At 73.4% G+C, this 25,815-nt stretch carries 30 protein-coding genes and 1 riboswitch; of the genes, 20 read left to right on the forward strand and 10 right to left on the reverse strand.

From position 1 onward, the window contains the following. Nucleotides 1-100 precede the first annotated feature (100 nt). The gene (locus tag BLW17_RS01840) at nucleotides 101-997 is read right to left on the reverse strand and encodes a LysR family transcriptional regulator (protein WP_036734790.1); all 897 of its coding nucleotides are present in this window, start codon (nucleotides 995-997) and stop codon (nucleotides 101-103) included. A 103-nt stretch (nucleotides 998-1,100) separates the two neighbouring features. Between BLW17_RS01840 and xdhA the strand changes: the two genes are divergently transcribed. From xdhA to BLW17_RS01920, 16 genes are all read left to right on the forward strand, one after another. Continuing rightward, complete coding sequence (gene xdhA / locus BLW17_RS01845; protein WP_036734788.1) at nucleotides 1,101-2,555, forward strand: xanthine dehydrogenase small subunit; 1,455 nt, start codon at nucleotides 1,101-1,103, stop codon at nucleotides 2,553-2,555. After that, on the forward strand, nucleotides 2,552-4,882 hold the full coding sequence (gene xdhB, locus BLW17_RS01850) for a xanthine dehydrogenase molybdopterin binding subunit (protein WP_036734784.1): 2,331 nt from the start codon (nucleotides 2,552-2,554) through the stop codon (nucleotides 4,880-4,882). The genes xdhA and xdhB overlap by 4 nt, the downstream gene beginning before the upstream one ends. Beyond that, nucleotides 4,879-5,661: a xanthine dehydrogenase accessory protein XdhC gene (gene xdhC / locus BLW17_RS01855; RefSeq protein ID WP_052176492.1), complete on the forward strand. Its 783-nt coding sequence runs from the start codon at nucleotides 4,879-4,881 to the stop codon at nucleotides 5,659-5,661. The genes xdhB and xdhC overlap by 4 nt, the downstream gene beginning before the upstream one ends. Beyond that, nucleotides 5,658-6,953, forward strand: coding sequence for a guanine deaminase (gene guaD / locus BLW17_RS01860; protein WP_036734780.1), 1,296 nt, complete (start codon nucleotides 5,658-5,660; stop codon nucleotides 6,951-6,953). Before xdhC ends, guaD begins: the two co-directional genes overlap by 4 nt. Before the next feature lie 167 nt (nucleotides 6,954-7,120). Further along, on the forward strand, nucleotides 7,121-8,563 hold the full coding sequence (locus BLW17_RS01865) for a Glu/Leu/Phe/Val family dehydrogenase (protein WP_036734777.1): 1,443 nt from the start codon (nucleotides 7,121-7,123) through the stop codon (nucleotides 8,561-8,563). 7 nt (nucleotides 8,564-8,570) lie between these two features. Continuing rightward, nucleotides 8,571-9,125: a GNAT family N-acetyltransferase gene (locus BLW17_RS01870; RefSeq protein WP_170835569.1), complete on the forward strand. Its 555-nt coding sequence runs from the start codon at nucleotides 8,571-8,573 to the stop codon at nucleotides 9,123-9,125. A 47-nt stretch (nucleotides 9,126-9,172) separates the two neighbouring features. Next, nucleotides 9,173-9,277: riboswitch (TPP riboswitch) on the forward strand. A 53-nt stretch (nucleotides 9,278-9,330) separates the two neighbouring features. After that, nucleotides 9,331-10,125: a bifunctional hydroxymethylpyrimidine kinase/phosphomethylpyrimidine kinase gene (gene thiD / locus BLW17_RS01875; protein WP_036734774.1), complete on the forward strand. Its 795-nt coding sequence runs from the start codon at nucleotides 9,331-9,333 to the stop codon at nucleotides 10,123-10,125. Then, nucleotides 10,122-11,123 carry a glycine oxidase ThiO gene (gene thiO, locus BLW17_RS01880; protein ID WP_036734772.1) on the forward strand — a complete coding sequence of 334 codons (1,002 nt, stop codon included), beginning with the start codon at nucleotides 10,122-10,124 and terminating at the stop codon, nucleotides 11,121-11,123. The genes thiD and thiO overlap by 4 nt, the downstream gene beginning before the upstream one ends. Further along, nucleotides 11,101-11,298 carry a sulfur carrier protein ThiS gene (gene thiS, locus BLW17_RS01885; RefSeq protein ID WP_036734770.1) on the forward strand — a complete coding sequence of 66 codons (198 nt, stop codon included), beginning with the start codon at nucleotides 11,101-11,103 and terminating at the stop codon, nucleotides 11,296-11,298. Before thiO ends, thiS begins: the two co-directional genes overlap by 23 nt. 1 nt (nucleotide 11,299) lies before the next feature. Continuing rightward, a complete protein-coding gene (locus BLW17_RS01890) occupies nucleotides 11,300-12,064 on the forward strand; it encodes a thiazole synthase (RefSeq protein WP_036702303.1) in 765 nt (254 codons plus the stop codon). A gap of 106 nt (nucleotides 12,065-12,170) precedes the next feature. After that, nucleotides 12,171-12,836 carry a thiamine phosphate synthase gene (locus tag BLW17_RS01895; protein WP_081969211.1) on the forward strand — a complete coding sequence of 222 codons (666 nt, stop codon included), beginning with the start codon at nucleotides 12,171-12,173 and terminating at the stop codon, nucleotides 12,834-12,836. Further along, nucleotides 12,833-13,801: a HesA/MoeB/ThiF family protein gene (locus tag BLW17_RS01900; protein ID WP_036735408.1), complete on the forward strand. Its 969-nt coding sequence runs from the start codon at nucleotides 12,833-12,835 to the stop codon at nucleotides 13,799-13,801. Before BLW17_RS01895 ends, BLW17_RS01900 begins: the two co-directional genes overlap by 4 nt. Then, nucleotides 13,798-14,745, forward strand: coding sequence for an ABC transporter substrate-binding protein (locus BLW17_RS01905; RefSeq protein ID WP_036735411.1), 948 nt, complete (start codon nucleotides 13,798-13,800; stop codon nucleotides 14,743-14,745). Before BLW17_RS01900 ends, BLW17_RS01905 begins: the two co-directional genes overlap by 4 nt. Beyond that, nucleotides 14,742-15,434, forward strand: coding sequence for a thiaminase II (tenA, locus tag BLW17_RS01910; protein ID WP_036735415.1), 693 nt, complete (start codon nucleotides 14,742-14,744; stop codon nucleotides 15,432-15,434). The genes BLW17_RS01905 and tenA overlap by 4 nt, the downstream gene beginning before the upstream one ends. Further along, entirely contained in the window at nucleotides 15,431-16,147 is a 717-nt protein-coding gene (locus BLW17_RS01915; RefSeq protein ID WP_052176545.1) for an ABC transporter ATP-binding protein, read from the forward strand. The genes tenA and BLW17_RS01915 overlap by 4 nt, the downstream gene beginning before the upstream one ends. Beyond that, complete coding sequence (locus tag BLW17_RS01920) at nucleotides 16,144-16,872, forward strand: ABC transporter permease (RefSeq protein ID WP_036735417.1); 729 nt, start codon at nucleotides 16,144-16,146, stop codon at nucleotides 16,870-16,872. Before BLW17_RS01915 ends, BLW17_RS01920 begins: the two co-directional genes overlap by 4 nt. On the opposite strand, the gene BLW17_RS01925 is transcribed toward BLW17_RS01920, so the two are convergent. Both BLW17_RS01925 and BLW17_RS01930 read right to left on the reverse strand, forming a co-directional pair. Beyond that, the gene (locus BLW17_RS01925; RefSeq protein ID WP_081969212.1) at nucleotides 16,869-17,585 is read right to left on the reverse strand and encodes a hypothetical protein; all 717 of its coding nucleotides are present in this window, start codon (nucleotides 17,583-17,585) and stop codon (nucleotides 16,869-16,871) included. The two genes, BLW17_RS01920 and BLW17_RS01925, sit on opposite strands and share 4 nt — an antisense overlap. Beyond that, entirely contained in the window at nucleotides 17,582-18,163 is a 582-nt protein-coding gene (locus tag BLW17_RS01930) for a DUF4202 domain-containing protein (protein WP_036735420.1), read from the reverse strand. Before BLW17_RS01930 ends, BLW17_RS01925 begins: the two co-directional genes overlap by 4 nt. A gap of 118 nt (nucleotides 18,164-18,281) precedes the next feature. Here BLW17_RS01930 and BLW17_RS01935 point away from each other — a divergent pair, with 118 nt between their 5' ends. Continuing rightward, nucleotides 18,282-18,902: a hypothetical protein gene (locus BLW17_RS01935; protein WP_036735422.1), complete on the forward strand. Its 621-nt coding sequence runs from the start codon at nucleotides 18,282-18,284 to the stop codon at nucleotides 18,900-18,902. Here BLW17_RS01935 and BLW17_RS01940 read toward each other — a convergent pair. Next, nucleotides 18,848-19,342, reverse strand: coding sequence for a type II toxin-antitoxin system RatA family toxin (locus BLW17_RS01940; protein WP_052176546.1), 495 nt, complete (start codon nucleotides 19,340-19,342; stop codon nucleotides 18,848-18,850). The genes BLW17_RS01935 and BLW17_RS01940 overlap by 55 nt on opposite strands. A gap of 71 nt (nucleotides 19,343-19,413) precedes the next feature. Here BLW17_RS01940 and BLW17_RS18000 point away from each other — a divergent pair, with 71 nt between their 5' ends. Continuing rightward, nucleotides 19,414-19,590: a hypothetical protein gene (locus BLW17_RS18000; protein ID WP_036735425.1), complete on the forward strand. Its 177-nt coding sequence runs from the start codon at nucleotides 19,414-19,416 to the stop codon at nucleotides 19,588-19,590. 6 nt (nucleotides 19,591-19,596) lie between these two features. Here BLW17_RS18000 and BLW17_RS01945 read toward each other — a convergent pair whose 3' ends face one another. From BLW17_RS01945 to BLW17_RS01970, 6 genes are all read right to left on the reverse strand, one after another. Further along, nucleotides 19,597-20,274 carry a DUF1045 domain-containing protein gene (locus BLW17_RS01945; protein ID WP_036735447.1) on the reverse strand — a complete coding sequence of 226 codons (678 nt, stop codon included), beginning with the start codon at nucleotides 20,272-20,274 and terminating at the stop codon, nucleotides 19,597-19,599. 106 nt (nucleotides 20,275-20,380) lie between these two features. After that, the gene (locus BLW17_RS01950) at nucleotides 20,381-20,581 is read right to left on the reverse strand and encodes a CsbD family protein (protein ID WP_036702322.1); all 201 of its coding nucleotides are present in this window, start codon (nucleotides 20,579-20,581) and stop codon (nucleotides 20,381-20,383) included. Between the two features lie 63 nt (nucleotides 20,582-20,644). Further along, nucleotides 20,645-21,595 carry a 2-hydroxyacid dehydrogenase gene (locus BLW17_RS01955; RefSeq protein WP_074826003.1) on the reverse strand — a complete coding sequence of 317 codons (951 nt, stop codon included), beginning with the start codon at nucleotides 21,593-21,595 and terminating at the stop codon, nucleotides 20,645-20,647. After that, on the reverse strand, nucleotides 21,595-21,960 hold the full coding sequence (locus BLW17_RS01960; RefSeq protein ID WP_036702327.1) for a tRNA-binding protein: 366 nt from the start codon (nucleotides 21,958-21,960) through the stop codon (nucleotides 21,595-21,597). Before BLW17_RS01960 ends, BLW17_RS01955 begins: the two co-directional genes overlap by 1 nt. Beyond that, nucleotides 21,957-22,766, reverse strand: coding sequence for a pyrroline-5-carboxylate reductase (proC, locus tag BLW17_RS01965; RefSeq protein WP_036735431.1), 810 nt, complete (start codon nucleotides 22,764-22,766; stop codon nucleotides 21,957-21,959). Before proC ends, BLW17_RS01960 begins: the two co-directional genes overlap by 4 nt. A 137-nt stretch (nucleotides 22,767-22,903) precedes the next feature. Further along, nucleotides 22,904-23,407 (reverse strand): type III secretion system chaperone family protein, encoded by a 504-nt coding sequence (locus BLW17_RS01970; protein WP_036735434.1) that lies wholly within the window; start codon nucleotides 23,405-23,407, stop codon nucleotides 22,904-22,906. Between the two features lie 233 nt (nucleotides 23,408-23,640). On the opposite strand from BLW17_RS01970, the gene BLW17_RS01975 reads away from it, so the two are divergent. Further along, a complete protein-coding gene (locus tag BLW17_RS01975; protein WP_036735437.1) occupies nucleotides 23,641-24,858 on the forward strand; it encodes a glutathionylspermidine synthase family protein in 1,218 nt (405 codons plus the stop codon). Nucleotides 24,859-24,863: 5 nt separating this feature from the next. Beyond that, nucleotides 24,864-25,574 carry a DUF1190 domain-containing protein gene (locus BLW17_RS01980; protein ID WP_083388318.1) on the forward strand — a complete coding sequence of 237 codons (711 nt, stop codon included), beginning with the start codon at nucleotides 24,864-24,866 and terminating at the stop codon, nucleotides 25,572-25,574. Nucleotides 25,575-25,815 lie beyond the last annotated feature (241 nt).

Here is a 25,815-nt window from a genome sequence, read left to right on the forward strand (position 1 = left end):
CGGGCGGCGCCGCGGGACCAGCGTTAGCACGCCGCCGTCACCGATCAAGCGCGCCCTTGGCCCGCTGCGTCACCGCGCCACGGGCCAGGCGCCGCGGCGGTCAGGCCACCGCCCCCTTCAGCGCCTTCACGGCGAAATCCACGAAGAGCCGCACCTTGGGGTCGAGGAACTCGCGGTGCGGGGTCAGCACCCCGAACTCGACCGGCAGCGGCGGGGTCTCGGGCAGCAGCTCGACCAGCCGCCCGGCGGCGAGGTCGTCCGCCACCTCGTAGCGCGGACGGTTGGCGATCCCCGCCCCGGCCAGCGCCCAGTCGGTCAGCACCGAGCCGTCGTCGGTGTCGAACCCGCCCGCCACCATCAGCTTCACCGGCCCCGCCGGGGTGTCGAGCACCCAGTAATACTCGGGCGAGCGCGGAAAGCGCAGCAAGAGGCAGGTGTGGGCCTTGAGATCCTCGGGCGCCGTGGGCGTGCCGCGGGCGGCGAGATAGGCGGGGGCGGCCACCAGCACCCGCGGGCAGGGGCCGATCTTGCGGCGGATGAGGGCGGATTCCTCGGGGTGGCCGAGGTAGAAGGCGACGTCGATCCCCTCTTCGACCATGTTCACGGCGCGGTCCGAGAGGCGCAGGCGGACCTGCACCTCGGGGTTCTCGGCCACGAAGCGCGGGACCAAGGGCGCGACCAGCCGCCGCCCCGCGACCAGCGGCGCCACCACCCGGACGACGCCCTGCGGGGTGCCAGAGGCGGTGGCGACCGCGGCCTCGGCCTCGTCGAGCGTCGCCAGCACCCGGCGGGCGTTGTCGTAGAGCACGCGGCCGATCTCGGTGGGTGTGAGGGTCCGCGTGGTGCGGTTCAGCAGCCGCACCCCGAAGCGTTCCTCGAGGTCGCGGATGCGGGCCGAGGACGCCGCCGGCGACAGCCGCATGTCGCGCCCGCCCGCGGTGATCGAGCCGAGCTCGACCACGCGGACGAACACGCGCAGGCTCTCGAGGTAGGACATGGGGGCCTTTCTTTCGCCGGGGCGTAAACTGTTCACGCACGGACGGGGTTTCTGCAAGGGCGGGCTTGCCCCAGAATGGCCGCGGCAGCAGCATGGACCGATCATGGGCGACCCGATCCGCTTTCTTCTCAACGACACCGAGATCAGCCTGACCGAGGCGGCCCCGGGCGACACGCTTCTCGACTTCGTGCGGCTCGGGCGGCGGCTCACCGGCACCAAGGAGGGCTGTGCCGAGGGCGACTGCGGCGCCTGTACGGTGCTGGTCGGGCGGCTGACCGAGGGCGGGCTGGTCTATGAGCCGGTCAACGCCTGCATCCGGTTCCTCGCCGCCTGCCACCGCTGCCACATCGTCACGGTCGAGCACCTGAGGGGCGCGGACGGCGGCCTGCATCCGGTGCAGGCGGCGATGGTCGAACATCACGGCAGCCAGTGCGGGTTCTGCACCCCGGGGTTCGTGATGGCGCTCTACGGGCTGTGGATGACCAACCCCGACCCCTCGGTGGTCGAGATCGAGACGGCGCTGCAAGGGAATCTCTGCCGCTGCACGGGCTACGCGCCGATCGTGCGGGCGGCGCAGGCGGCGGGCCGCGCGGGGGGCCAGTTGCAGGACGCGCTGGCGGTCGAGCGCGCCGAGGTCGCGGCCCGGCTCGCGGCGATCCCGCCGGGGGCCGAGGTCCAGCGCGGCGAGGCCCGCGCGGTGGTGCCCGCCGACACCGACGCGCTGGCGGCCGAACTTACCGCCCACCCCGAGGCGACGCTCGTCTCGGGCGCGACGGACGTGGGGCTGTGGGTGACGAAGCTGATGCGCCCGATCGAGCCCGGCATCTTCATCGGCCATCTGATGAAGGACATCGAAGAGACCGACGCCGACCTCCGCATCGGCGCGGGCGTGACCTTTTCCGAGTTCGCCCCGGTGGTGCGGGCGCATTTCCCCGAGGTCGAGGATTACCTTCTGCGGATCGGCGGCTGGCAGATCCGCAACGCGGGCACCGTCGGCGGCAACATCGCCAACGGCTCGCCCATCGGCGAGATGCCGCCGCTGCTCATCGCGCTCGGGGCGCGGATCGTGCTGCGCCACGGCGACGCGCGGCGCGAGATGGCGCTCGAGGACTACTTCATCGCGTACGGGCGTCAGGACCGGCGGCCGGGCGAGTTCCTCGAAACCATCATCATCCCGCGCAAGGGGGATGCGATCATCGCCGCCTACAAGCTCTCGAAGCGGGTGGCGGCGGATATCTCGGCCGTGGCGGCGGGGTTCCGCCTCACCGTCGCGGGCGGGCGGATCACCGGCGCCCGCGTCGCCTTCGGCGGCATGGCGGGCATCCCCAAGCGGGCGGGGGCGGCCGAGGCGGCGCTGGAAGGCGCGCCCTTCGCGGCCGAGAGCTTCGAGGCGGCGGCCGCGGCGGTGGCGGGCGATTTCACCCCGCTCAGCGATTTCCGCGCCTCGGTCGCCTATCGGCAGGCGGTGGCGGCCAATTTCTTCCGGCGGTTCTGGCTCGAGCAGGCGGGGATCGCGGTTCCGGTGCGGCTGGACCGCGCGGTGGCGGAGGCAGGATGATGGACCAGCGCACCCCTTATGCCGAGGTCGCGGCCAGCCGCGACGTGCCGCACGAATCCGCCACGCTGCACGTCACCGGGCGGGCCGACTATACCGACGACCTGCCGATCCCCGAGGGCGCGCTGCACGCGGCCTTGGGCCTCGCCACCGTGGCGCATGGGACGATCCGGCGCAGGGACCTCGACGCGGTGCGCGCCGCGCCGGGGGTGGTGGGGGTGCTGACCGCCGCCGACATCCCCGGGCGCAACGACGTGAGCCCGATCGGGCGGGGCGACGACCCGATCCTCGCCGACGGCCGGGTGATGTTTCACGGCCAGCCGGTCTTCGCGGTGATCGCCGAGACGCGCGAGGCCGCGCGCCGGGCCGCGACGCTGGCCGAGATCGACTATGACGACGCGCCCTTCGTCCTCGACCCGGTGCAGGCGCTGGCCGCCGGCGGCGCGCTCGCGGTCGAGGGGATGACGCTCAGGATCGGCGAGGCCGAGGTGGCGCTCGCCGCCGCGCCGCGCCAGGCCGAGGGGCGGTTCGTGATCGGCGGGCAGGACCATTTCTACCTCGAGGGGCAGATCGCGCTGGCGATCCCCGGCGAGGGTGACGAGATGACCGTGTTCACCTCGACCCAGCACCCGACCGAGGTGCAGCACATGGTGGCGCACGCGCTGGACGTCGCGGCGCACGCGGTGGTGGTCAACGTGCGGCGGATGGGGGGCGGGTTCGGCGGCAAGGAAACGCAGATGAACCTGTTCTGCTGCATCGCCGCCATCGCCGCGCGGCGCTGGGGGCGGGCGGTCAAGCTGCGCCCCGACCGCGACGAGGACATGATCGCCACCGGCAAGCGCCACGACTTCGTCGTCGACTACCGCGTGGGCTTCGACGACGCGGGCCGCATCCTTGGCGTCGAGGGCGACTGGTACGCGCGCTGCGGGTTCTCGGCGGACCTGTCGCAGGCGGTGACCGACCGGGCGCTGTTTCACGCCGACAACGCCTATCGCTACCCGGCGGCGCGGCTGACCTCGCATCCCCTGCGCACCAACACGGTATCGAACACCGCCTTCCGCGGCTTCGGCGGCCCGCAGGGGGTGATCGTCGCCGAGCGGATCATCGAGGACATCGCCTATGCCACCGGGCAGGACACGCTCGCAGTGCGCAAGGTGAACCTCTACCGGAACGGCGACCTGACCCCCTATCACCAGGAGGTCGAGGACCAGATCCTGCCGCGCATCTTCGCCGAGCTCGAGGCGTCCTGCGACTATGACGCCCGCCGGCAGGGGGTGCTGGACTTCAATGCCCGCGCCGAGGCCGCCGGCAGCCCCATCCGGCGCGGCATCGCGCTGACGCCGGTGAAGTTCGGGATCAGCTTCACCGCCACGCATTTCAACCAGGCGGGGGCGCTGGTGCACCTCTATGCGGACGGCTCGATCCAGCTCAATCACGGCGGGACCGAGATGGGCCAGGGGCTGCACACCAAGGTGGCGCAGGTCGTGGCCGAGGCCTTCGGCGTCGATCTGGCGCTGGTGCGGGTGACGAAGACGACGACCGAGAAGGTGCCGAACACCTCGGCCACGGCGGCGTCCTCGGGGACCGACCTCAACGGCATGGCGGCGCTGGACGCGGCCGGCAAGATCAAGCGGCGGCTGGCCGAGTTCCTGGGCCGCGCCAAGGGTGTCGCGCCCGAGGCGGTGCGGTTCGAGGGGGGCGAGGTCATCGCCGGGGACGACCGGACGCCCTTCGCCGAGCTGGCGCAGATGGCCTATCTCGCCCGCGTACCGCTGTCGGCGACGGGGTTCTATGCGACGCCGAAGATCCATTGGGACCGCAAGGCCGGGCGCGGCCGGCCGTTCTATTACTACGCCTATGGCGCGGCCTGCGCCGAGGTCGCGGTGGACACGCTGACCGGGGAATACGTGATCGAGCGCGCGGACGTGCTGCATGACGTCGGCCGCTCGATCAACCCGGCGATCGACGTGGGCCAGATCGAGGGCGCCTTCGTGCAGGGCACCGGCTGGCTGACGAGCGAGGAGCTGGTCTGGGACGACACCGGACGGCTGAGGACGCACGCGCCCTCGACCTACAAGATCCCGCTCGCCTCGGACCGGCCCAAGGTCTTCAACGTGGCGCTGGCCGACTGGTCCGAGAACCGCGAGCCGACCGTGCGGCGGTCCAAGGCGGTGGGCGAGCCGCCGTTCATGCTGGGGATCTCGGTGTTCGAGGCGATTGGCCATGCGGTCGCCTCGGTCGAGGGCTACCGCGTGGCGCCGCGGCTCGATGCGCCGGCGACGCCCGAGCGGGTGCTGATGGCGGTCGCGCGGCTGAGGGGCGCGGCATGACCCGTGGGGCGCGCAGGGGGACCGGTGCCGCGGGGGAGGCGGCCCGGAACGACGCGATCCGGGTGCGCGTGGCGGGCGTGCGCGGCTCGGCCCCGCGCGAGGTCGGGGCCGAGATGATCGTCACCGCCGATGCGGTCACCGGGTCGATCGGCGGCGGGGCGCTGGAATACATGGCGATGGACCGCGCGCGGGCGATGCTGGCGAAGGGCGAGCGTAAGGCCGCGATGGACGTGCCGCTCGGCCCCGAGATCGGCCAGTGCTGCGGCGGGCGGGTGGCGCTGAGCCTCGACCGCGCGCCCGCGACGGTGCCGCCGCCGGGGCCCGAGGTGCTGGTCTTCGGCGCGGGCCACGTCGGGCGGGCGCTCGCACGCGCCTTGACCCCCCTGCCCGTCCGGGTGCGGCTGATCGACAGCCGGGCCGAGGAACTCGCGCAGGCCGGCTGCGTCCCCCAGACCCTGACCGCTCTGCCCGAGGCCGAGGTGCGCCGCGCGGACCCCGGCGCGGCCTTCGTCATCGTCACCCACGATCACGCGCTGGATTTCCTGATCGCGGTCGAGGCACTGGCGCGCGGGGATGCGGGCTATGTGGGCATGATCGGCAGCGCCTCGAAACGCGCGGCCTTCCTGCGCCACGCGACGCGGGTCGGGGTGGACGCGGGGCGGCTGACCTGCCCCATCGCCGCCCACGCCCCCCGCGACAAGCGCCCCGAGGTGATCGCGGCCTTCGCCGCGGCCGAGATCATGGCCGCGCTCATGACCCACGCGCGCGTGCCCGCATGAGCGACACGCTGATCCGCGGCCGGGTGCTCGGCTTTCACGCAGACCCCGAGGAGGTGGCGGACGCCCACCTCTACCTCGAGGACGGCGCGGTGCTGGTCCGCAACGGGCGCATCGCCGCGGTGGGCGACGGGGCGGCGCTGGCCCGCGCCCATCCGCAGGCGCGCGAGATCGACCACCGCCCGCACCTGATCCTGCCCGGCTTCATCGACCCGCATATCCACTTTCCACAGGGGCAGGTGGTGGCAAGTTACGCCGCAGCCCTGCTCGACTGGCTGAACGACCACACCTTCCCGGCCGAGGCGGCCTTTGCCGATCCGGCCCACGCGGCGCGGATGGCCGAGGCGTTTCTCGACCTGCTGATCGCGCATGGCACGACCACGGCCTGCGCCTTCGGCTCGGTTCATCCGGGGTCGATCGACGCGCTGTTCGCCGCCGCCGAGGCGCGCGGCATGGCGATGCTGGGCGGCAAGGTGATGATGGACCGCAACGCCGCGCCGGCGGTCCACGACACGGCGCAAGCCTCGTATGACGATAGCCGGGCGCTGATCACCCGCTGGGCCGGGCGCGGGCGGCTGACCTATGCCATCACGCCGCGCTTCGCGATCACCTCGACCCCCGAACAGCTCGCCGCGGCCGGGGCGCTGGCGGCCGAGTTCCTTGATCTGCCGATTCAGACCCATCTGAGCGAGAACCGGGCCGAGATCGACTTTACGCTGAGCCTCTATCCCGAGGCGCGCGACTACCTCGACATCTACGACCGCTTCGGGCTTCTGGGACCGCGCAGCCTGATGGGCCACGCCATCCACCTGACCCCGCGCGAGATCGCGCGGATGGCCGAGACCCGCACGCGGGCGATCCATTGCCCGACCTCGAACCTGTTTCTCGGCTCGGGGCTCTTCGACCGCACCGGCCTGCGGGCGGCGGGGATCGTGACCGGGGTGGCGACCGACATCGGCGGCGGCACCTCGTGGTCGATGCTCAGGACGCTGGACGAGGCCTACAAGGTCAGCCAGCTGCGGGGCGCGCGGCTGAACCCGCTGGCGGCGTTCCACTGGGCGACGCGCGGCAACGCGCTGGCGCTGGGGATGGCGGACCGGATCGGGACGCTGGCCGAGGGCTCGGACGCCGATCTGGTGGTGCTCGACGCCCGCGCGACGCCGGCCATGCGGCTGAGGGCCGAGCGGCTGCGGGGGCTCGAGGACGAGCTGTTCCTGCTGCAGACGCTGGGGGACGACCGGGCGGTGGTCGAGACCTACGTCGCCGGCCGCCCGGCCAAGTCGGCGGCGGCCTGACCCCCGCTTCGGCCGGAACGGCGGCGGCGGCGGCGCTTTGCCCGGCGCCGCCCGAAAATCGTGCAGAGCGCCGGGTTTACAAGCGGAATCCGGCAGCTAACGTAACGTCCATTCGCCACCTGCGCGCCCCGGACAGCCTCCCGGGCGCCATCACCAAGGGATCCTTCATGAGCGCCGTCCTCACCGCCCCGCCCGCCGCCTCGTTCCGCGATTCGGTGGACCGGATGTTCACCGAGGCCGCCCAGCTCATGGACCTGCCCCCGGGGCTTGAAGAGAAGATCCGGGTCTGCAACTCGACCTATGTCGTCCGCTTCGGCGTCCGGCTGCGCGGCGAGATCCACACCTTCACCGGCTACCGGGCCGTCCACTCGGAACATCAGGAGCCGGTCAAGGGCGGCATCCGCTATGCGCTCAACGTGGACCAGGACGAGGTCGAGGCGCTGGCCGCGCTGATGAGCTACAAATGCGCGCTGGTCGAGCTGCCGTTCGGCGGCTCAAAGGGCGGGCTGACCATCGACCCGCGCGCCTGGGACGAGGACGAGCTGGAAAAGATCACCCGCCGCTTCACCTATGAGCTGAGCCGGCGGCGGCTGATCTCGCCCGCGCAGAACGTCCCCGCCCCCGACATGGGGACCGGCGAGCGCGAGATGGCGTGGATGGCCGACGCCTACAAGCGGCTGCACCCCGAGGACATCGACGCACGCGCCTGCGTCACCGGCAAGCCGATCAGCTTCGGCGGCATCGCCGGGCGGATCGAGGCGACCGGGCGCGGCGTGCAATACGCGCTGCGCGAGGTGTTCCGCACCCCCTCGGTCCTGACCCGCGCGGGGCTCTCCGGCACGCTCGACGGCAAGCGCATCGTGGTGCAGGGCCTGGGCAACGTGGGCTTCCACGCGGCGCAGTTCCTGTCGACCGAGGACGGGGCGCGGATCGTCGCGGTGGCCGAGCGCGACGGCGCGGTGATGAACCCCGCAGGGCTCAACATCCTCGAGCTGCAGGCGCACATGAAATCGACCGGCGGGGTCCGCGACTTCCCCGGCGCGACCTTCGAGCCCGACTCGGCCAAGGCGCTGGAGCTTGACTGCGACATCCTGATCCCCGCGGCGCTCGAGGGGGCGATCCACCGCGGCAACGCCGAGGGCATCCGCGCCCCCCTCATCGTCGAGGCCGCGAACGGCCCGATCACCGCCGAGGCCGACGCGATCCTGCGCGCCCGCGGCGTAGTCATCGTCCCCGACCTCTACGCCAACGCGGGCGGCGTCACGGTCAGCTATTTCGAGTGGGTCAAGAACCTCGGCCACATCAGCTTCGGCCGGATGGAGCGCCGGCAGGAGGAGGCCCGCCACCGCATCCTCGTCGAAGAGCTCGAGCGGCTGTCGGCGGACGAGGGGCTGGGCTGGACGCTCTCCGAGGGGTTCAAGCAGAAATACCTGCGCGGCGCCGACGAGCTTGAGCTGGTGCGCTCGGGGCTCGACGACACGATGCGGGGGGCGTTGCAGAACATGGTCGCGGTGCTCGAGACGAACGCCAAGGTGCCGGACCTGCGGACTGCGGGCTACATGGTGGCCATCTCGCGCATCGCCGCGAGCTATCGCGCGCTGGGGCTGTAGGGCCGGGATGGCGCTCGCAGCAAGCGTGACGATCCGCGAGGCGGGGCCGGCGGATGCCGGGGCGATCGCCGCGATCTACAACGACGCGGTGACCGGGACGACGGCGGTCTGGAACCTGACCCCCGTCGATGCCGCCAACCGCGCCGCGTGGATGGAGGGGCGGCAGGCGGCGGGCTATCCGGTGCTCGTGGCCACCGGCGCCGGTGGCGCGGTGCTGGGCTACGCGAGCTTCGGCGACTGGCGGGCCTTCGACGGCTACCGCTTTACCGTCGAGCATTCGGTCTATGTCCGGGCGGACGTGCGCGGCGGCGGCATCGGGGCCGCCCTGCTCACCGCCCTGATCGACCGGGCGCGGGCGCTGGGCAAGCACGTCATGGTAGCCGGGATCGCCGTCGAGAACACCGGCTCGATCCGCCTGCACGAGCGGATGGGGTTCCGCCAGACCGGGCACCTGCCGCAGGTGGGGGCCAAGTTCGGGCGCTGGCTCGACCTCGCGTTCCTGCAACTCGAGCTTGACGACCGGCCGGCGCCCGGTCCCGACCCTGCGCCTGACGCGCCCTGACCGGCCCGAGCCTTGCACCGGCGCCGCGGGCGGCTTATCTGACAGGGAACTGCTCGTTGGGGCGCCCCGCGCGGGGCTGAGATGTGCCAGGCACAGCACCCATCGAACCTGATCCGGGTCATGCCGGCGAAGGGAACGGGCCACGCCGCAGACCTCTCTGCGGTCCATTCCCCCGCACCGGACGACCCCACCTTGGGGGGACGACATGGCGATTGCGCTGACCATCGCGGGGTCGGACAGCGGCGGCGGAGCCGGCATTCAGGCTGACCTGAAAACCTTTTCCACGCTCGGCGTGTACGGTGCCAGCGCACTGACCGCGGTCACCGCCCAGAACACCCGCGCGGTGACGCGGATCGAGGGCGTGTCGCCGGCGATGATCCGGGCGCAGATCGCGGCGGTGCTGGACGACCTCGACGTGGCCGCGGTCAAGATCGGGATGCTTGGCACGGCCGAGGCGACCGAGGCGGTGGCCGACGCGCTTAAGGGCTGCGCCGCACCCATCGTCCTCGACCCGGTGATGATCGCCAAGTCCGGCGACCGGCTGATCGACGCGCCGGCCATCGCGGCGATGATCGACCGGCTTCTGCCGATGGCCACGGTGCTGACCCCGAACCTGCCCGAGGCGGCGCGGCTTCTGGACCGGATGGTGGCGCAGGACGCGACCGAAACCGCCGCCCAGGGCGAGGCGCTGCGCGCGATGGGGCCGACGTGGGTGCTGATGAAGGGCGGCCACGCCGAGGGCGACACCCTGACCGACCTGCTCACCGGCCCCGAGCCCCGGCGCTTCGCCGCCCCCCGGATCGCTACCCGCAACACCCACGGCACCGGCTGCACGCTTAGCGCCGCCATCGCGGCGGGGCTCGCCCAGGGCCTGAGCGTGCCCGAGGCGGTCGCCCGCGCCCACGGCTGGCTGCACCAGGCCATCGTCGCGGCCGACCGGCTGCACGTCGGGTCGGGGCACGGGCCTGTGCATCACTTCCACGCCTGGTGGCCCGCATGAGCCGCGCGACGATCCTCGGCGCCGGGGTCATGGGCCTCTGCGTCGCGACCGAGCTGGCCCGGCGTGGCCATGCGGTGACGGTGGTCGACCCCGCGTCCGGCCCCGGCGGGCACGGCTGCTCGTGGTGGGCGGGCGGGATGCTCGCCCCCTTCTGCGAATTCGAGAACGCCGAAGAGCCGGTCCTGCGCCACGGCCAGGCCGCCCTCGACTGGTGGGAGGCGAACGCCGGCGGCGTCACCCGCGCAGGGACGCTGGTGGTGGCGCTGGGGCGCGACCGGCGCGAGCTGGACCGCTTCGCCCGCCGGACCCAGGCCTTCGACCTGCTCGACCCCGGCGCGATCGGCGCGCTCGAGCCCGACCTCGCCGGGCGGTTCGAGCGGGCGCTGTTCTTCTCGGGCGAGGCGCATCTCGACCCCCGAGCGGCGCTGGCGGCGCTGGTGGCGGGGCTGGCGGCGCGGGGCATCACCGTCCAGCCGACGCTGCCGGCCGAGCCGGGGCAGATCATCGACTGCCGCGGGCTCGCCGCGCGTGACATGCTGCCCGACCTGCGCGGGGTGCGGGGCGAGATGCTGGTGCTGCGCTGCCCCGAGATCAGCCTTGCGCGGCCCGTGCGGCTTCTTCACCCGCGGGTGCCGATCTACCTCGTGCCGCGCGGCGACGGGGTGTTCATGATCGGCGCCACGATGATCGAGAGCGACCGCCGCGGCGTCGTCACCGCGCGCTCGGTGCTCGAACTGCTGAGCGCGGCCTTTGCGCTGCACCCGGCCTTCGGCGAGGCCGAGATCCTCGAGCTGGGGGCCGATGCGCGCCCGGCCTTCCCCGACAACCTGCCCCGGATCGGGCGGGCCACCCACCCTGACGGGGGCGAGAGGCTCTACGCCAACGGCCTCTACCGGCACGGCTACCTGCTGGCGCCCGCGGTCGCGGTGCAGCTGGCCGACCATTTCGAGACGGGCGCACAACCGGAGTTCTGGCATGAAACTGACGATCAACGGTGAGCCGCGCGAGATCGACGCCGCGACCGTGGCCGAGGCGCTCGCCGCCGAGGGGCTGGCCGAGGCGCGCGTCGCCACCGCGCTGAACGGCGCCTTCGTTCCGGCCGGCGCGCGGGCGGATACGGCGCTGTCGCCCGGCGACGCGCTGGAAATCGTCGCGCCGATGCAGGGGGGCTGAGATGGCGGTTTTCTATGGCACCGAGGTCGCCTCGCCGCTGATGCTGGGGACCGCGCAATACCCCTCGCCCGCGATCCTGGCCGAGGCGTTCCGCGCCTCGGGCGCCGGGGTCGCCACGGTCAGCCTGCGGCGCGAGGCGGGCGCGGGGCAGGATTTCCTGCGCCTGGTCGAGGGGCTGGGGGTGCGGCTGCTGCCCAATACCGCCGGCTGCCACACCGCGCGCGAGGCGATTACCACCGCGCAGATGGCGCGCGAACTTCTGGGCACCGACTGGATCAAGCTCGAGGTGATCGGGCACAGCGACCTGCTCTCCCCCGACGTCTTCGGGCTGGTCGAGGCGGCCCGCGCGCTCAGCGCCGAGGGGTTCAAGGTGTTTCCCTACTGCACCGAGGACCTGTCGGTCTGCGAGCGGCTGCTCGCCGCGGGCTGCGAGGTGCTGATGCCCTGGGGCGCGCCGATCGGATCGGGCCTCGGGCTGGCGAACCCGCACGGGCTCAGGGCGCTGCGCGCGGCCTTCCCCGAGGTGCCGCTGGTCGTGGACGCGGGCATCGGCCTGCCGAGCCACGCGGCGGCCGCGATGGAACTGGGGTTCGACGCGATCCTCCTGAACACCGCCGTGGCCCGCGCCGGCGACCCGGTGGCGATGGCCCGCGCGATGGCGCAGGCCGCCGAGGCCGGGCGCGCCGCCCACCGCGCCGACCCCATCGAGCCGCGCGACATGGCCACCCCCTCGACCCCGGTGATCGGCAAGGCGTTCCTCGCATGACCGCGCCCCCCGCCCCCCTCTTTCCCCCTTTCTTTCCTGCGCAAATATCCCGCGGGGGTGCGGGGGCGCGAAGCCCCCGCTGCGGCGGCGACGAAAGGACCAGATCGTGACCCTGCCCCGGTTCTACCCGATCTTCGACAGCGCCGACTGGGTGGCGCGCGGGCTGGACAGCGGCGCGCGGCTGATCCAGCTGCGGATCAAGGACGCCGACGAGGCGGCGTTGCGCGCCGAGATCGCCCGCGCCCGCGACATGGCCCGCGCCAAGGGGGCGCTGCTGGTCGTCAATGATCACTGGCGCCTCGCCATCGACCTCGGCTGCGACTGGCTGCATCTGGGGCAGGAGGATCTGGACGACGCCGACCTGCCCGCGATCCGCCGCGCCGGGCTGCGGCTCGGCGTCTCGACCCATGACGAAGCCGAGCTGGACCGGGCGCTCGCCACCCGGCCGGACTACGTGGCGCTGGGGCCGGTCTGGCCCACGATCCTCAAGGCGATGAAATGGGCGCCGCAGGGGCTCGCGCGGGTGACCGCGTGGAAGGCCCGCACGGGCGACGTGCCGCTGGTGGCGATCGGCGGGCTCACGCCCGAGCGCGGGCGCGCGGCGCTGGCGGCCGGGGCGGACGTCGTCTCGGCGGTGACCGACATCACCCTGAACCCCGACCCCGAGGCGCGGATGCGCGAATGGCTCGACGCGACCGGCGAGGGCGCGCGGGCGTCCGGCGCCGAGGGGTATCTAGACCAGACAGACAGCGGAGGAGACACCGGCCGATGAGCGACCGCCACGCCCGCCAGATCGTCCTGCCCGAGGTCGGCGCCGCCGGCCAGGCGCGCATCGCCCGCGCGCATGTGCTGATCGTGGGCGCGGGTGGGCTCGGCTCGCCCGCGATCATGGCGCTGGCCGGGGCCGGGATCGGGTCGATGACCATCCTCGATCCCGACGTGGTCGAGACAGGGAACCTGCACCGCCAGCCGATCCATGCCGGCCGCGTCGGCTGGGGCAAGGCGCAGTCCGCGGCGGCCTTTGTCGCCGCCCTCGACGATGCGGTCGGCGTCAACGCGCGGGCCGAGCGGCTGACGCCCGCCAATGCGCCGGCGCTGGTGGCCGAGGCGCAGGTGGTGCTCGACTGCGCCGACAGCTTCGCGGTGAGCTATATCCTCTCGGACGCCTGCGCGGCGGCGGGGGTGCCGCTGATTTCGGCCTCGGCGCTGGGGATGGGCGGCTATGTCGGGGGGTTCTGCGGCGAGGCGCCCTCGCTGCGCGCCGTGTTCCCCGACCTGCCCGAGCGCGCCGCGACCTGCGCCTCGGCCGGGGTGCTGGGGCCGGTGGTGGCGATGCTCGGCGCGGCGCAGGCGCAGATGGCGCTGGCGGTGATCCTCGGGCTCGCGCCCTCGCCGCTGGGGCAGCTCGTCACGCTGGGGCCGGGGCTGCGCTTCGGCGGGTTCCGCTTCGACGGAGCGCCGGAGGCGGCGGACCCGCTGCGCTTCATCGACGCGGCCGACCTCGGGCCGGCGGATTTCGTCGTCGACCTGCGCGGACCGGACGAGGCGCCCGTGCCCGTCTCGCCCGACGCCCTGCGCGGCACGGCCGACGCGCCCCCCCTGCCGCCCGAGGCGCACGCCGGCCGCACCGTCTATGCCTGCCGCTCGGGCCTCAGGGCCTGGCGCGCCGCCCGCGCCGCCGCCGCCCGGCGGCCCGGGCTGCCCATCGTCCTCATCGCAACCGGAGATCCTGGATGACCCTGACCCGCACCCTCGCCGCCGCCGCCTTCGCGCTGCTGGCCCAGCCAGCGCTGGCCGCCGACAAGATGACGCTGATGCTGGACTGGTTCATCAACCCCGACCACGCGCCGATCATCCTCGCCCAGGACAAGGGCTTTTTCGCCGACGCCGGGCTCGAGGTCGAGATCGTGGCCCCCGCCGACCCCGCCGACCCGCCCAAGCTGGTCGCCGCCGGCCGCGCCGATCTGGCGGTGAGCTATCAGCCGCAGCTGCATCTGCAGGTCCACGAGGGCCTGCCGCTGGTGCGCGTCGGCACGCTGGTCGGCACGCCGCTCAACTGCCTGATGGTGCGCGAGGACGGCCCGGTGAAGACGCTCGCCGACCTCAAGGGGCGCAAGATCGGCTATTCGGTCTCGGGGGTCGAGCAGGCGGTGGTGGCGGCGCTGCTCAAGACCGCGGGGCTGACGATGGACGACGTCGAGATGGTCAACGTCAACTGGTCGCTCACCCCGGCGCTGATGTCGGGGCAGGTGGACGCCACCATCGGCGCCTATCGCAACTTCGAGCTGACGCAGATGCGGATCGCGGGCGGCACCGGCAAGTGCTTCTTCGTCGAGGAGAACGGCCTGCCCGCCTATGACGAGCTGATCTTCGTCGCCAACCGCGACAAGCTGGACCGCGCGCGGGTGAACCGCTTCCTCGGCGCGGTCGAGCGGGCGACGCAGTTCATGCTGAACCACCCCGACGAGGCGCGCGAGGTGTTTGCCGCCCACGCCCCCGACCTCAAGGACGAGCTGAACACCAAAGCCTGGGACGACACCTTCGGGCGCTTCGCCATCTCGCCCGCGGCGCTCGACCACGGCCGCTACGCGCGGTTCGAGGCGTTCCTGCACGACGCGGGCCTCGTCCCCGATGTGCTGCCGGTCGACCGGCTCGCCGTCGACCCGGGGGCCGCGGAATGAGCGCCCTGCCCGAGGCCCCCGCCTATGGCCGCGCCTTCGCGGCCTGGCGCGGGGCCTGCGCCGCGGACTGGCACGCCTATACCCACCACCCCTTCGTCGAGGGGATGCGCGACGGCACCCTGCCCCGGGCGGCGTTCCTGACCTATCTCGCGCAGGACTACCGCTTCCTGATCCACTTCAGCCGCGCCTGGGCGCTGGGGGTGGTCAAGGCCGGCACGCTGGACGAGATGCGCGCCTGCTCGGCCACCGTGCACGCGCTGGTCGATGGCGAGATGGCGCTGCACGTCGGCATCTGCGCCGCAGCAGGGATCGACGCCGCCGCGCTCGAGGCGACGGTCGAGGCGCCCGAAAACCTCGCCTACACGCGCTATGTGCTCGAGGCGGGGTATTCGGGCGACTTCCTCGACCTGCTGGCAGCGCTTGCGCCCTGCGTGCTGGGCTATGGCGAGATCGGGCTGCGGCTCGCCGCGACGGCCGCGCCCGACACGCCCTATCGGGACTGGATCGAGACCTACGCCGGCGCCGACTATCAGCAGACCTGCCGCGAGGTGGGGGCGCTGCTCGACGCCGCGCTGGCGCGACGGCTGGGCGCCGCGCCCGAGGCGCTGCCGCGCTGGGGCGAACTCGCCGACCGTTTCGCCACCGCCACACGGCTTGAAGTCGCGTTCTGGGGCCTGGGCCGCGCATGACGGCGGCGGCCGGCACCCCCGGCGAAGATGCGCGCGCCCGGCCGATCCGGGTCGCGGGCGAGGTGCCGGGGTTGTTCGCGCCGCTGACGCTCGACCTCGTGCCGGGGCGGGTCACCTGCCTGCTCGGCGCCTCGGGGGTGGGCAAGTCCACGCTCTTGCGGCTGCTGGCCGGGCTGCCCACCGGCGTCGATTTCCGGGGCACGGTCGAGACGGCGCCGGCGGCGCTGATGGGGCAGGATGCGGGGCTGTTCCCGTGGCTGACCCTGCGCGAGAACGTGGGCCTCGGGGCGCGGCTCAGGGGCGAGCGGGCGGACCCGGCCCGGATCGCGGCGCTGATCGCGGCCGTGGGGCTGGAAGGGTTCGAGGCGCGGCTGCCCGCCAACCTCTCGGGCGGGCAGCGCCAGCGCGTGGCGCTCGCGCGGACGCTGGCCGAGGACCGGCCGCTGGTGCTGCTGGACGAGCCGTTCTCGGCGCTCGACGCGCGGCTGCGGCTCGACATCGGGGCGATGGCGGTGCGGCTGCTCGCGGGCCGCACCGTGCTGATCGTGACCCATGACCCGGCCGAGGCGGCCCGGCTGGGCGACCGCATCCTCGTGCTGACGCCCGCGGGCCTGACCGCCCACCCGGCTCCCGCGGGGCCGGTGCCGCGGCCCCATGACGCGCCCGGCGTGCTCGCCGCGCAGGCGGCGCTGACCGACCGGCTGATCGCATGAGGGCGCTGGCGGGCATCGGGGTGGCGCTGCTGCTCTGGCAGGCGGCGGTCTGGCTGACCGGGCTGCCGCCCTACCTGCTGCCCGGCCCCGCGCGGGTCGCCGAGGCGCTGTGGGCCGGGCGCGCCGAGTTGTGGACCGCCGCCGGCTATACCGCCCGCGCGACGCTGGCGGGGCTCGCGCTCGGGACCGCGATCGGGGTCGCGGTGGCGCTGGCGATGGCCGCATGGCGGCCGGTGGGGCGGGCGCTCTCGCCGGTGCTGATCGTGAGCCAGGTCATCCCGGTCTTCGCGCTGGCCCCGATCCTGACCCTGTGGCTCGGCTTCGGACTGGCCCCCAAGGTCGCCATGGTGGTGCTGATCGTGTTCGTGCCGGTGGCGCAGGCGCTCTATGACGGGCTGATGGCGCCGCCGGCCGCGCAGATGGACGTGGCTCGCGTGATGGGCGCCGGTCGCTTCGCCATGCTGCGGCACCTGCGGCTGCCGGCGGCGCTGCCGCGGCTCGCCTCGGGGCTGCGGCTGGGGGCGATCTATGCGCCGGTCGGCGCGGTGATCGGCGAGTGGGTGGGCGGCGCCCGCGGCCTCGGGGCGCTGATGATCCAGGCCAACGGGCGGATGAAGACCGACCTGATGTTCGCCGCGCTGATCGTGGTCGTGGCGCTGTCGCTGGTGCTTTACACCGTGATCGACCGCGGGCTGGCGCGGGCTCTGGCGCGGCGCGGGTTCTAGGCCCGTCCCAGCGCCGCGGCGATCAGCGAGGGGATCGCGTCGGTGGTGCCGATGGCGGCGGTCAGGGGCCCGCGGTCGCCCCAGTCGGCGGGGATGTCGTCGGTGGTGTGGCTGCCATTGGTGGCAAAGAACGGCAGGCAGACCGCCGGGCCGTCCGGCGCCACGTCGGCGAGATGCGGCGGCTCTTCCAGAAACACCGTCAGCACCTGCGCGAAGCCGGGCGGCAGCGCGGCGGCAAAGGCGCGGGTGGCGTCGGCGGAGGCGCTCGACTTCGACGAGCCGTGGCCGACCACGACCAGCGTGGTCTCGGCCGGGTCCAGCCCGGCCGCCGCGGCGGCCGCGCGCGCGAGGTCGGCGCCCAGCGCCGGCAGCGCCGGGTCGAAGCCGAGCGGGGGCAGGACGGCGTAGCCCTCGACCCCCGCCGCGGTCAGGCGGCGCGGCATCTCGGAGTTGACGAACCAGCCGCCGGCCATGAACAGCGGATAGATCGCCCGCACCCCCCTGAGCGCCGCGAGGCTGCGCGGGCAGGCGAGCGTCGCGCCCGCGACCGGGGCGCCGAGCCGCGCCGTCACCCGCGCGGCCAGCGCCTCGAGCTCGGGTTGGAGGACGCCGGGGTTGCCGGGCTGGCCGTGCGCCACCACCGCGAACTGCGGGTCGGTCACCGCGGGCGCCTCGCAGGTGCAGCCGGCGCAGCGGGGCGGCAGCGCGGTCATGCCGCGTCCTCGCGGAAGGCCGCGGCGAAGGCCTCGGGCATCGGGAACTCGGCCAGCGCACGTTCGCGGGCCGCGGGGGACATCTTGCGGGCGGTCTTCTGGACGATCCGCAACAACTGGTCGGGGTCCTGCGTGGTGGCAAAATCGCCGAGGTAGTGGCGGATGAAGGTGAAGCAGGCCACGTCCTCGAGCGCCTGCACCTCGGCGTCGCGCTTGATCCCCTCTTTCCGCAGCATCCGCCCGGCGGCCTCGACCTCGGGCTCGGGGTAGCCCGCGTCGCGCATCAGGCCCATGACCCGCTCGGCGTGGCGGCGGCCCTGCTCGCGCCGCCAGGTCAGATAGCCCTCGCGCCCCTCGGGGTAATCCTGCCGCGGCAGCGTCCAGCGCTCGATGTGCTGGCCGCGGCAGGCGATGGCGAGCGGGTCGGACGCCTCGGGGTAGAGCAGCGCCTGCTCGGCGGTCATCCGCTGGCCGTAGAGCAGCTCGACCGGGGCGCCGTCCTCACGCCGCGGATCGGCGGCGTTGGCGGCGTCGATGGCGGCGAAGACCGCGGCGCGGCGGGGGGAGGGCGAGGTCATGGGCAGGTCCGGGTTGGGGTCGTCAGGCCCAAGGGATGCCACGGGCCCGGCCCGGGGTCCACCGCCCTGCCGCGCCCTGCCCTTGCCAACGCGCGTGCTGGCGCACATACCCTGCGCCATGCTCGGTTTCGTCGCCCCCCGCCTCGTCCTGCTGTCGGTCCCCAAGACCGGCACCACGGCGCTCGAGGAGGCGCTGGCCCCCCATGCCCAGCTCGCGCTGCGCGGGCGGGCCGAGATCAAGCACCTGACGCTGGCGCAGTATCACGCCCGGATCGCGCCGATCCTGCGGGCCATCCCGGGTCCTCCGTTCCGCACCGTCGCGGTGATCCGCGAGCCGCAGTCGTGGCTCGACAGCTGGTATCGCTACCGGACCCGGCCGCAGATTGCGGGGCGGCCGCGCTCGACCGCCGGGATCGGGTTCGACCAGTTCGTCGAGGAATACCTCGCCCCCGACCCGCGCCCGGCCCGCGCGGCGCTGGGACGGCAGTCGGGGTTTCTCGACCCCGGCAAGGGCGCGGGAGTGGACCTGCTCTTCCGCTACGAAGCGCTCGACGCGCTGGTGGCGTTCCTCGAGGGGGCGCTGAAGACCCGGCTTGCCCTGCCGCGGCGCAATGTCTCGCCCCCCGGGGACACGGCACTGCCGCCGGCGCTGGCCGCCCGGCTGCGGGCGGAGCTGGCCGAGGATTACGCGCTGTGGGACGGCGCGCTGGTCGCGCCGCCAGCCCCGTCAGCCCCGTAAAGCGCACGCGCCCGGTCCTCGAAGGCGCGGACGATGCGCGACATCGCCTCGCCGAAGACGACGCCGATCACCCGGCGCAGGATGGCGTTGCGGAACTCGAAATCGACGAAGAAGCGCACCTCGCAGCCGCCCTCGGGGCGGTCGGTGAACTGCCAGCCCGAATGCAGGTGGCTGAACGGGCCGTCGAGATAGCGCGTGTCGATGCGCTTTTCGGCCGGAAACAGCGTGACGCGGCTGCCGAAGCGTTCGCGGAAGACCTTGAAGCTGATGACGAGGTCGGCCTCGATGACCTCGGACCCGTCCGGCCCGGGGCTGCGCAAGCGGATGCGGGCGGCGCTGTTCCACGGCAGGAACTGCGGATAGCTTTCCACATCGGCCACGAGGTCATACATCTGCTGCGCCGACCACGGCAGGATTCGGGTTTCGGCGTGTTGCGGCACGGGCAGTCCTTCGCAGTCCGTCACGGGCGACGACGGGGGCTGTCTAGCAGACCAGAAAGGCGGACGACAACATGATGTGGCTGCTCAGGGCGGTTCAGTGGGTCCGCAACCCGCCTTCGGGCGCGCAGGTGCGGGTGGTGGTGGCGATCGTGGCGGCGGTGATCCTGCTCGGCACGGTCGAGTGGATGGGCTGGTGGCCCGAGTGGGCGACGCTCGACGCCCGCAGCCACCGGATGCTGCGCCCCTGAGGCCGGTCAGCCGCCCAGCGGCACGCGGCAGATCAGGTGAAAGCGGCCCTCGGCGTCCTCGCCCATCAGCGCCAGCGCGGTCAGCGGATGCGGGTCGGGCAGCAGCGGGGCGAGGCGGGGGCCGAGGGTGTCAATGACCCCGGCGGCGGCCTCGGGCGAAAGCGGACCGGTGAGCGTCATGTGATGGCGGAAGCGGTCGAGCACCTGCGGATAGCCCCAGCGGTCGAGATAGGCGCGCCCGGTCGCGTCCAAGCTGGCCGGGTCGCGGCGGGCGATCTCGGCCGGCGAGAGGGGCGCGCGGAAGCGGTCGAGGTCGGTCACGACACGGGCCGCGAGTGCGGTCAGCGCGGGGGGCTGCGGGTCGGGGATCAGCGCCACGAAGCGTGTGTCCCCCTCGCCCAGCGCCGCCAGCGTCAGGCGCGGCAGCGCGACCGAACCGAGGGTGGCGCAGAGGGCGGCGAAGGCTTCGGCGAGCGCGGCGGGGGTGGAGCCGTCGGCGAGCCGGAACGGCGCCTTGATCGTGGCGTGGAACCCGTAGCGGCGGGGGACCGCGGTAACCGCTTCACCGCCGGCGGGGGGCAGCGGGGCGCCCGCGATGGCGTCCCAGCCGAGCCACGCCGCGCCGAACCGCGCCAACGGATCAGGGCCGAGGTCGTAGATGGCGTAGCGTCGAAACTCCTGCATCATCCCCTCGCCGGCAGCCGATGGTCACTCCGTGTCAGCGCATCCATCGTCAGCATACGAAAAGGGGCGCCCCGCCGGACGCCCCCTCATGTCGATCGCCTGGCGATCAGCCGTGGCGACGGAAGAAGTCGTTCATCTTCTCGTCAACCTCGGTCTTGGTCCAGCCATACTTCTCCTGAAGCTTGCCGGCCATCTTGTCGCGGTTGCCCTCGATCTGGGTGATCTCGTCGTCGGTGAGGTCGCCCCACTGCTCTTTCACCGAGCCTTTGAGCTGGTCCCACTTGCCCTGGATGATGTCCCAGTTCATGTCGCACACTCCATGTTGATGCGTCTGGGCTAACAACGTCGCGGGAGGGGGTTGGTTCCCGCCTCACGCCACCCGGTCGCGCGGATCGGCGCCGTCCCGCACGGCTGTCAGATTGGCCAGCGCCCGCAGCGCCATGTCGGTGCGGACGGCCTCGGCGGCGGTGCCGAGATGGGGCAGCAGCACCACGTCCTCGCGCCGGATGAGCGCCTCGGGCACCTCGGGCTCGCGTTCGTAGACGTCGAGCCCGGCGCCACCGATCCGCCCCGCCTCGAGCGCCGCGATCAGCGCCGCCTCGTCCACCACGTCGCCGCGGGCGATGTTGACCAGGATCGCGCCGGGGCGCATCGCGGCCAGCTCGGGCGCGCCGATCAGGTGGTGGGTGGCCGCCCCGCCCGGCACGGCCAGCACCACGATGTCGGCGGCGCCCAGCAGCTCGGCCAGCGGCACCTGCCGCGCGGGGAACGGCAGGCCCTCGACGGTCGAGCGGTTGTGAAACAGCACCTCCATCCCGAAACCCGCGTGGCAGCGCTGGGCGATGGCCTGGCCGATGCGGCCCATGCCGACGATGCCGACGGTGCGGCCGGTGACGTGCATCCCCAGCATCTGCGTCGGGTGCCAGCCGGTCCAGCGTCCGGCGCGGACCAGCCGCTCGCCCTCGCCCGCGCGGCGCGCGGTCATCAGGATCAGCGTGAGGGCGAGGTCGGCGGTCGCCTCGGTCACCACGCCGGGGGTGTTGGTGACGATCACGCCGGCGGCGCGGGCGGCGTCCACGTCGATGTGGTTGTAGCCGGCACCAAAGTTCGCCAGCACCCGGGCCCGCGGCGGGGCGGCGGCCAAGGCCGCGGCGGTGAAGCGGTCGCCCAGCGTCGGCATGATCGCGTCATGGGCCGAGAGCGCCGCGGCGGCCTCGGCCTCGGTCAGCGGCACGGTCGAGTCGCGGAAGGCGGCGTCGAAGGCCGCGGCGATGGCGGCCTCGGCCGCGGCGGTCATGCGGCGGGTGACGAGCAGGCGCATCAGAACATCCGCCCGCCGTTCGGGACCGGCTGACCGGGGCCGATCAGCACCACCTCGCCCTCGGCGTCGGGCAGGCCGAGGACCAGCACCTCGGACAGGAACTTGCCGATCTGCCGGGGCGGGAAGTTGACCACCCCCAGCACCTGCCGCCCGACCAGCGCGGCGGGGTCGTAGTGGCGTGTGATCTGGGCCGAGCTGCGCCGCTCGCCCACGCCGGGGCCGAAATCGACCCACAGCTTGATCGCGGGCTTGCGGGCCTCGGGGAAGGGCTCGGCGCGCAGGATGGTCCCGGCGCGGATGTCGACCCGGGCGAAATCTTCCCACGCGATCGGGGCGGCGGGGCCGGAGCCGGGCGCGCCGCTCATGCGCCGAGCTCGCGGCCGCGGGCGGCGGCGGCGGCGACGGTGCGCCGCATCAGCGGCGGCAGGCCGTCGGCTTCGTCCATCAGATGCGCGAGGCCCGCGGCGGTGGTGCCGCCGGGCGAGGTCACCGCCTCGCGCAGCCGCGCCGGGTCCTCGTCCTCGGCCACGGCCAGCGCCCCGGCCCCGGCGACGGTCGCGCGGGCGAGTTCCAGCGCCAGCGCGGGCGGCAGCCCCTCGGCCGCACCGGCGGCGGCGAGCGCCTCGATCAGGTGGAAGACATAGGCGGGACCGGAGCCTGAAACGGCGGTGACGGCATCCATCTGCGCCTCGTCGTCCAGCCGCACGACCCGGCCCACGGCCGCCATCAGCGTCTCGGCCAGCGCCATCTCGGCCGCCCCGGCGCGGGCGTTCCCGACGATGGCGCTGATCCCCTGGCCGATGGCGGCGGGGGTGTTCGGCATGGCCCGCACGATGGCGGCGTCGGGGAAGGCCCGCTCATAGGCCGCAAGCGTCACGCCCGCGGCGACCGAGAGCACCAGCGTGTCCCCCTCCCCCGCCGCCGCGCGCTCGCTCAGCACCCCGCTCATCATCTGCGGCTTGACGGCCAGCACCAGCACCGCGGGGTCGTCGGGCAGCGGCCCCTCGGTCGCCACCCCGCGCTCGGCCAGCCACGCGGGCGCGTTCGGGTCGATCACCCGCACCGCCCCGGGCGCCAGCCCGCGCGCGAGCCAGCCCTTGAGCAGCGCCCCGCCCATCCGGCCGCAACCGACGAGCACCAGCCCCCTGTCGTTGAGTTCCGCCAGTTCCATCCGCGCCCCCATCCTGTTGTGCGGGCAGGGAAGCGGATCGCGCCTTGGGTGTCCAGAGGCCGGGGTTGGCTCATCTTGCCGGGGGAACCGCCTGGACCCCAAGCGCCCGGCGTTCACTTGCCCCCACGGCCCCGCGCTTACGCCCGGCCGTAGGCCTCGGCCAGCGCCACCTCCATCGCCGCCTGCGGGGTGGCGTCGCCCCAGCAGGCGAGCTGGAAGGCCGGGTAGAACCGCTCGCAGCCATCCAGCGCGCTGCGGATCATGTGGTCGATCTGCTCGGGCGAGGCGACCATCTCGCCCGCCAGCACCAGCCCGTAGCGCCAGACCATCAGCCGCTGCGGCGCCCAGAAGGTGAAGCCGCCGTCCCACACCGCGTCGTTGGCCAGGTTCAGCACCTCGTAGAGCGCGCCGAGCCGCGCCTCGGGCGGGTCCATGTCGAAGCTGCAGACGAGGCGCAGCACCTCCTCGCGCGGGGACCAGGCGAGCGTCAGCGAATAGCTGCGCCACTGGCCCTCGACCGTCAGGGCGATCTGGTCGTCGGCCATGCGGTCGAAGTCCCACGCATGATGGGTGGCGACCGTCTCGGCGATGTCGATCGGGTGGATCTCCTCGCTGTGGATATACGTCTCCAGCTGCGCCATCTGCCTGTCCCTTGCCTCAGGTGGCGGGGTTTATCCCCAGCCCTTGGTTGCTGGCACCATACCGGGCGGTCTGGGGCCGGACTGCTACAAGATGTTGGTCAGGCCGAATCGCAGGATTTGTAAAGTGAATTCTGCATGACGGGCGCCCGCGCGGCCCCCGCTTTCGCCCGGCGGCGGTTGCATCGGCGGCCCGCGCTTGCCACATCCTTGGGCACGAGCAGTCAGGATGGCCAATGCAGCGCGTGACACTTCCCGAACGGCCCGGCTGGCGCGACCGCGCGGCCGAGCTGGGCTTCACCTTCGCGGACATGGGCGGCGAGCCCTACTGGGACGAGACGTCGGCCTATCGCCTGACCCTGCGCCAGGTCGAGGATGACATCGAGGACCCCGCCACCGCGCTCCACGCCATGTGCCGCGAGGCGGTGGCCCATGCGGTCACCTCGGAGGAGTGGCTCACCCGGCTCGCCATCCCCCGCCCGCACTGGGATTTCGTCGAGCGATCCTGGGCGAATGGCGAGCCCGAGCTCTACGGCCGCTTCGACCTTGCCTATGACGGCCGGGGTCCGGCGAAGCTGCTGGAATACAACGCCGACACGCCGACCTCGCTTTACGAGAGCGCGTCGTTCCAGTGGCTCTGGTTTGAGGAGAGCCGCGACGCCGGCGTGCTGCCCCCGCAGAGCGACCAGTTCAACCGCATCCACGAGGCGCTGGTCGAACGCTGGGCCGAGATCTGCGCCCCGGGCGAGGACGTGCATTTCGCCGCCGACCGCGACAACCCCGAGGATTATGCCACCGTCGAGGCGCTGGCCTGGGCCGCGCGCGAGGCGGGGCTGGGGGCGCACTTCACCGCGCTGACCGGCATCGGCATCACCGACGAGGGGCAGCTGGCCGACGAGGACGACCGGGTGATCGGCACGCTCTTCAAGCTCTACCCGTGGGAGGACATGCTGCGCGACGACTTCGCCGCGCATCTGCAACCCTCGCAGACCCGCTTCATCGAGCCGCCGTGGAAGGCGGTGCTGTCGAACAAGGCGCTGCTGCCGCTGCTGTGGCACCTGTTCCCGGGCCACCCGAACCTGCTGCCCGCGTTCATGGCCGAGGATGTCGAGGCCGCACGGCGCGGCGCGCCCACCCCCTTCGCCGCCGCCATCGCCGAGGCCGAGCCGCAACTGGCGCGAGGCTTCGTCACCAAGCCGATCTTCTCGCGCGAGGGGTCCGGGGTTGTCATCACCGAGGCCGGGCGCGAGACCGGCCGCGCCCCCGACGACGCCTATTCGCACCACCCGCAGGTCGTGCAGGCGCTCGCGCCGCTGCCGGTCTTCGACGGGTTCCACCCGGTGCTCGGCGCGTGGATCGTGGGCGAGAGCTGCGCCGGGCTCGGCATCCGCGAGGACCGCGACCGGATCACCCACAACCTCTCGCGCTTCAAGCCGCATTTCATTCAAGGATGACGCCCATGCAAGTTCCGCCGTCCGCCCGCCCCGTGCCTGCCCCTGCCCCCGCGCCCGCCCCCGAAGCCACGCCGCGCCGGTCCAAGCGCTCGCGCCACGTGGCGCTGGTGCTCGCCGGCACGGCGGTGATGGCGCTGGCCGCCTGCGAGGATGACAAGGTGGACGCGCAGGCCTTCCCCGACGTGGAAAGCTGCATCGCCGCGGCCGAGCGGGACGGGCTTTGGTTCACCGCCGACGACTGCCGCACCCAGTTCGCCGCCGCCCAGAAGGAGCTGATCGAGACCGCGCCGCGCTACGAGTCGCGCGAGCTCTGCGAGCAGGAGCACGGCGCCGGCGCCTGCGGCCCTGACCCTGCGGCCGGCGGCCAGGCCGCGGGGGGCGAGGCGGCGGCCCAGCAGCAGCAGGGCGGCGGGTTCAGCTTCATGCCGCTGCTGGTGGGCTACATGATGGGCTCGATGCTCAGCCGCGGCGGCGGGGTGTTCAGCCAGCCGATGGTGCGCACGCCGGGCGGGTTCTCGACGCCCTCGGGCAACCAGACCTTCGCCAGCAACAGCGGCGCGGGCAAGGTGCCGGCGACGACGTTCAACCGCGCGCCCTCGACCATCGGCAAGGCGCCGATGACCCGCGCCCAGGTCGCCCAGCGCGGCGGCTTCGGCGCCGCCGCCACGGCCCGGACCCCGACCGGCGGCACGAGCACCCGCAGCGTCGGGGGTTAAGCGAGGGGCTCGGGGGGATCGCCCAGCGCGGCGGCTTCGGCGCCACCGTCATGGCGCTCACCCCGACCGGCGGCACCGGCACCGGCACCGGCAGCGTCAGCGGCTGAGCATGGGCCTCACGCGCCTATCGGCGGGACCTCGGGCCGCTGACCCCGTTGGGCTTGGCGCCTCATGCCCCACGCTGGCATCGAGCCCCTCACCCCGGCGGGCTTGGGACGTCATATTCGGGGCTATGAGCCTG

This window comes from Paracoccus sanguinis (assembly GCF_900106665.1).
Taxonomy (GTDB): domain Bacteria; phylum Pseudomonadota; class Alphaproteobacteria; order Rhodobacterales; family Rhodobacteraceae; genus Paracoccus; species Paracoccus panacisoli.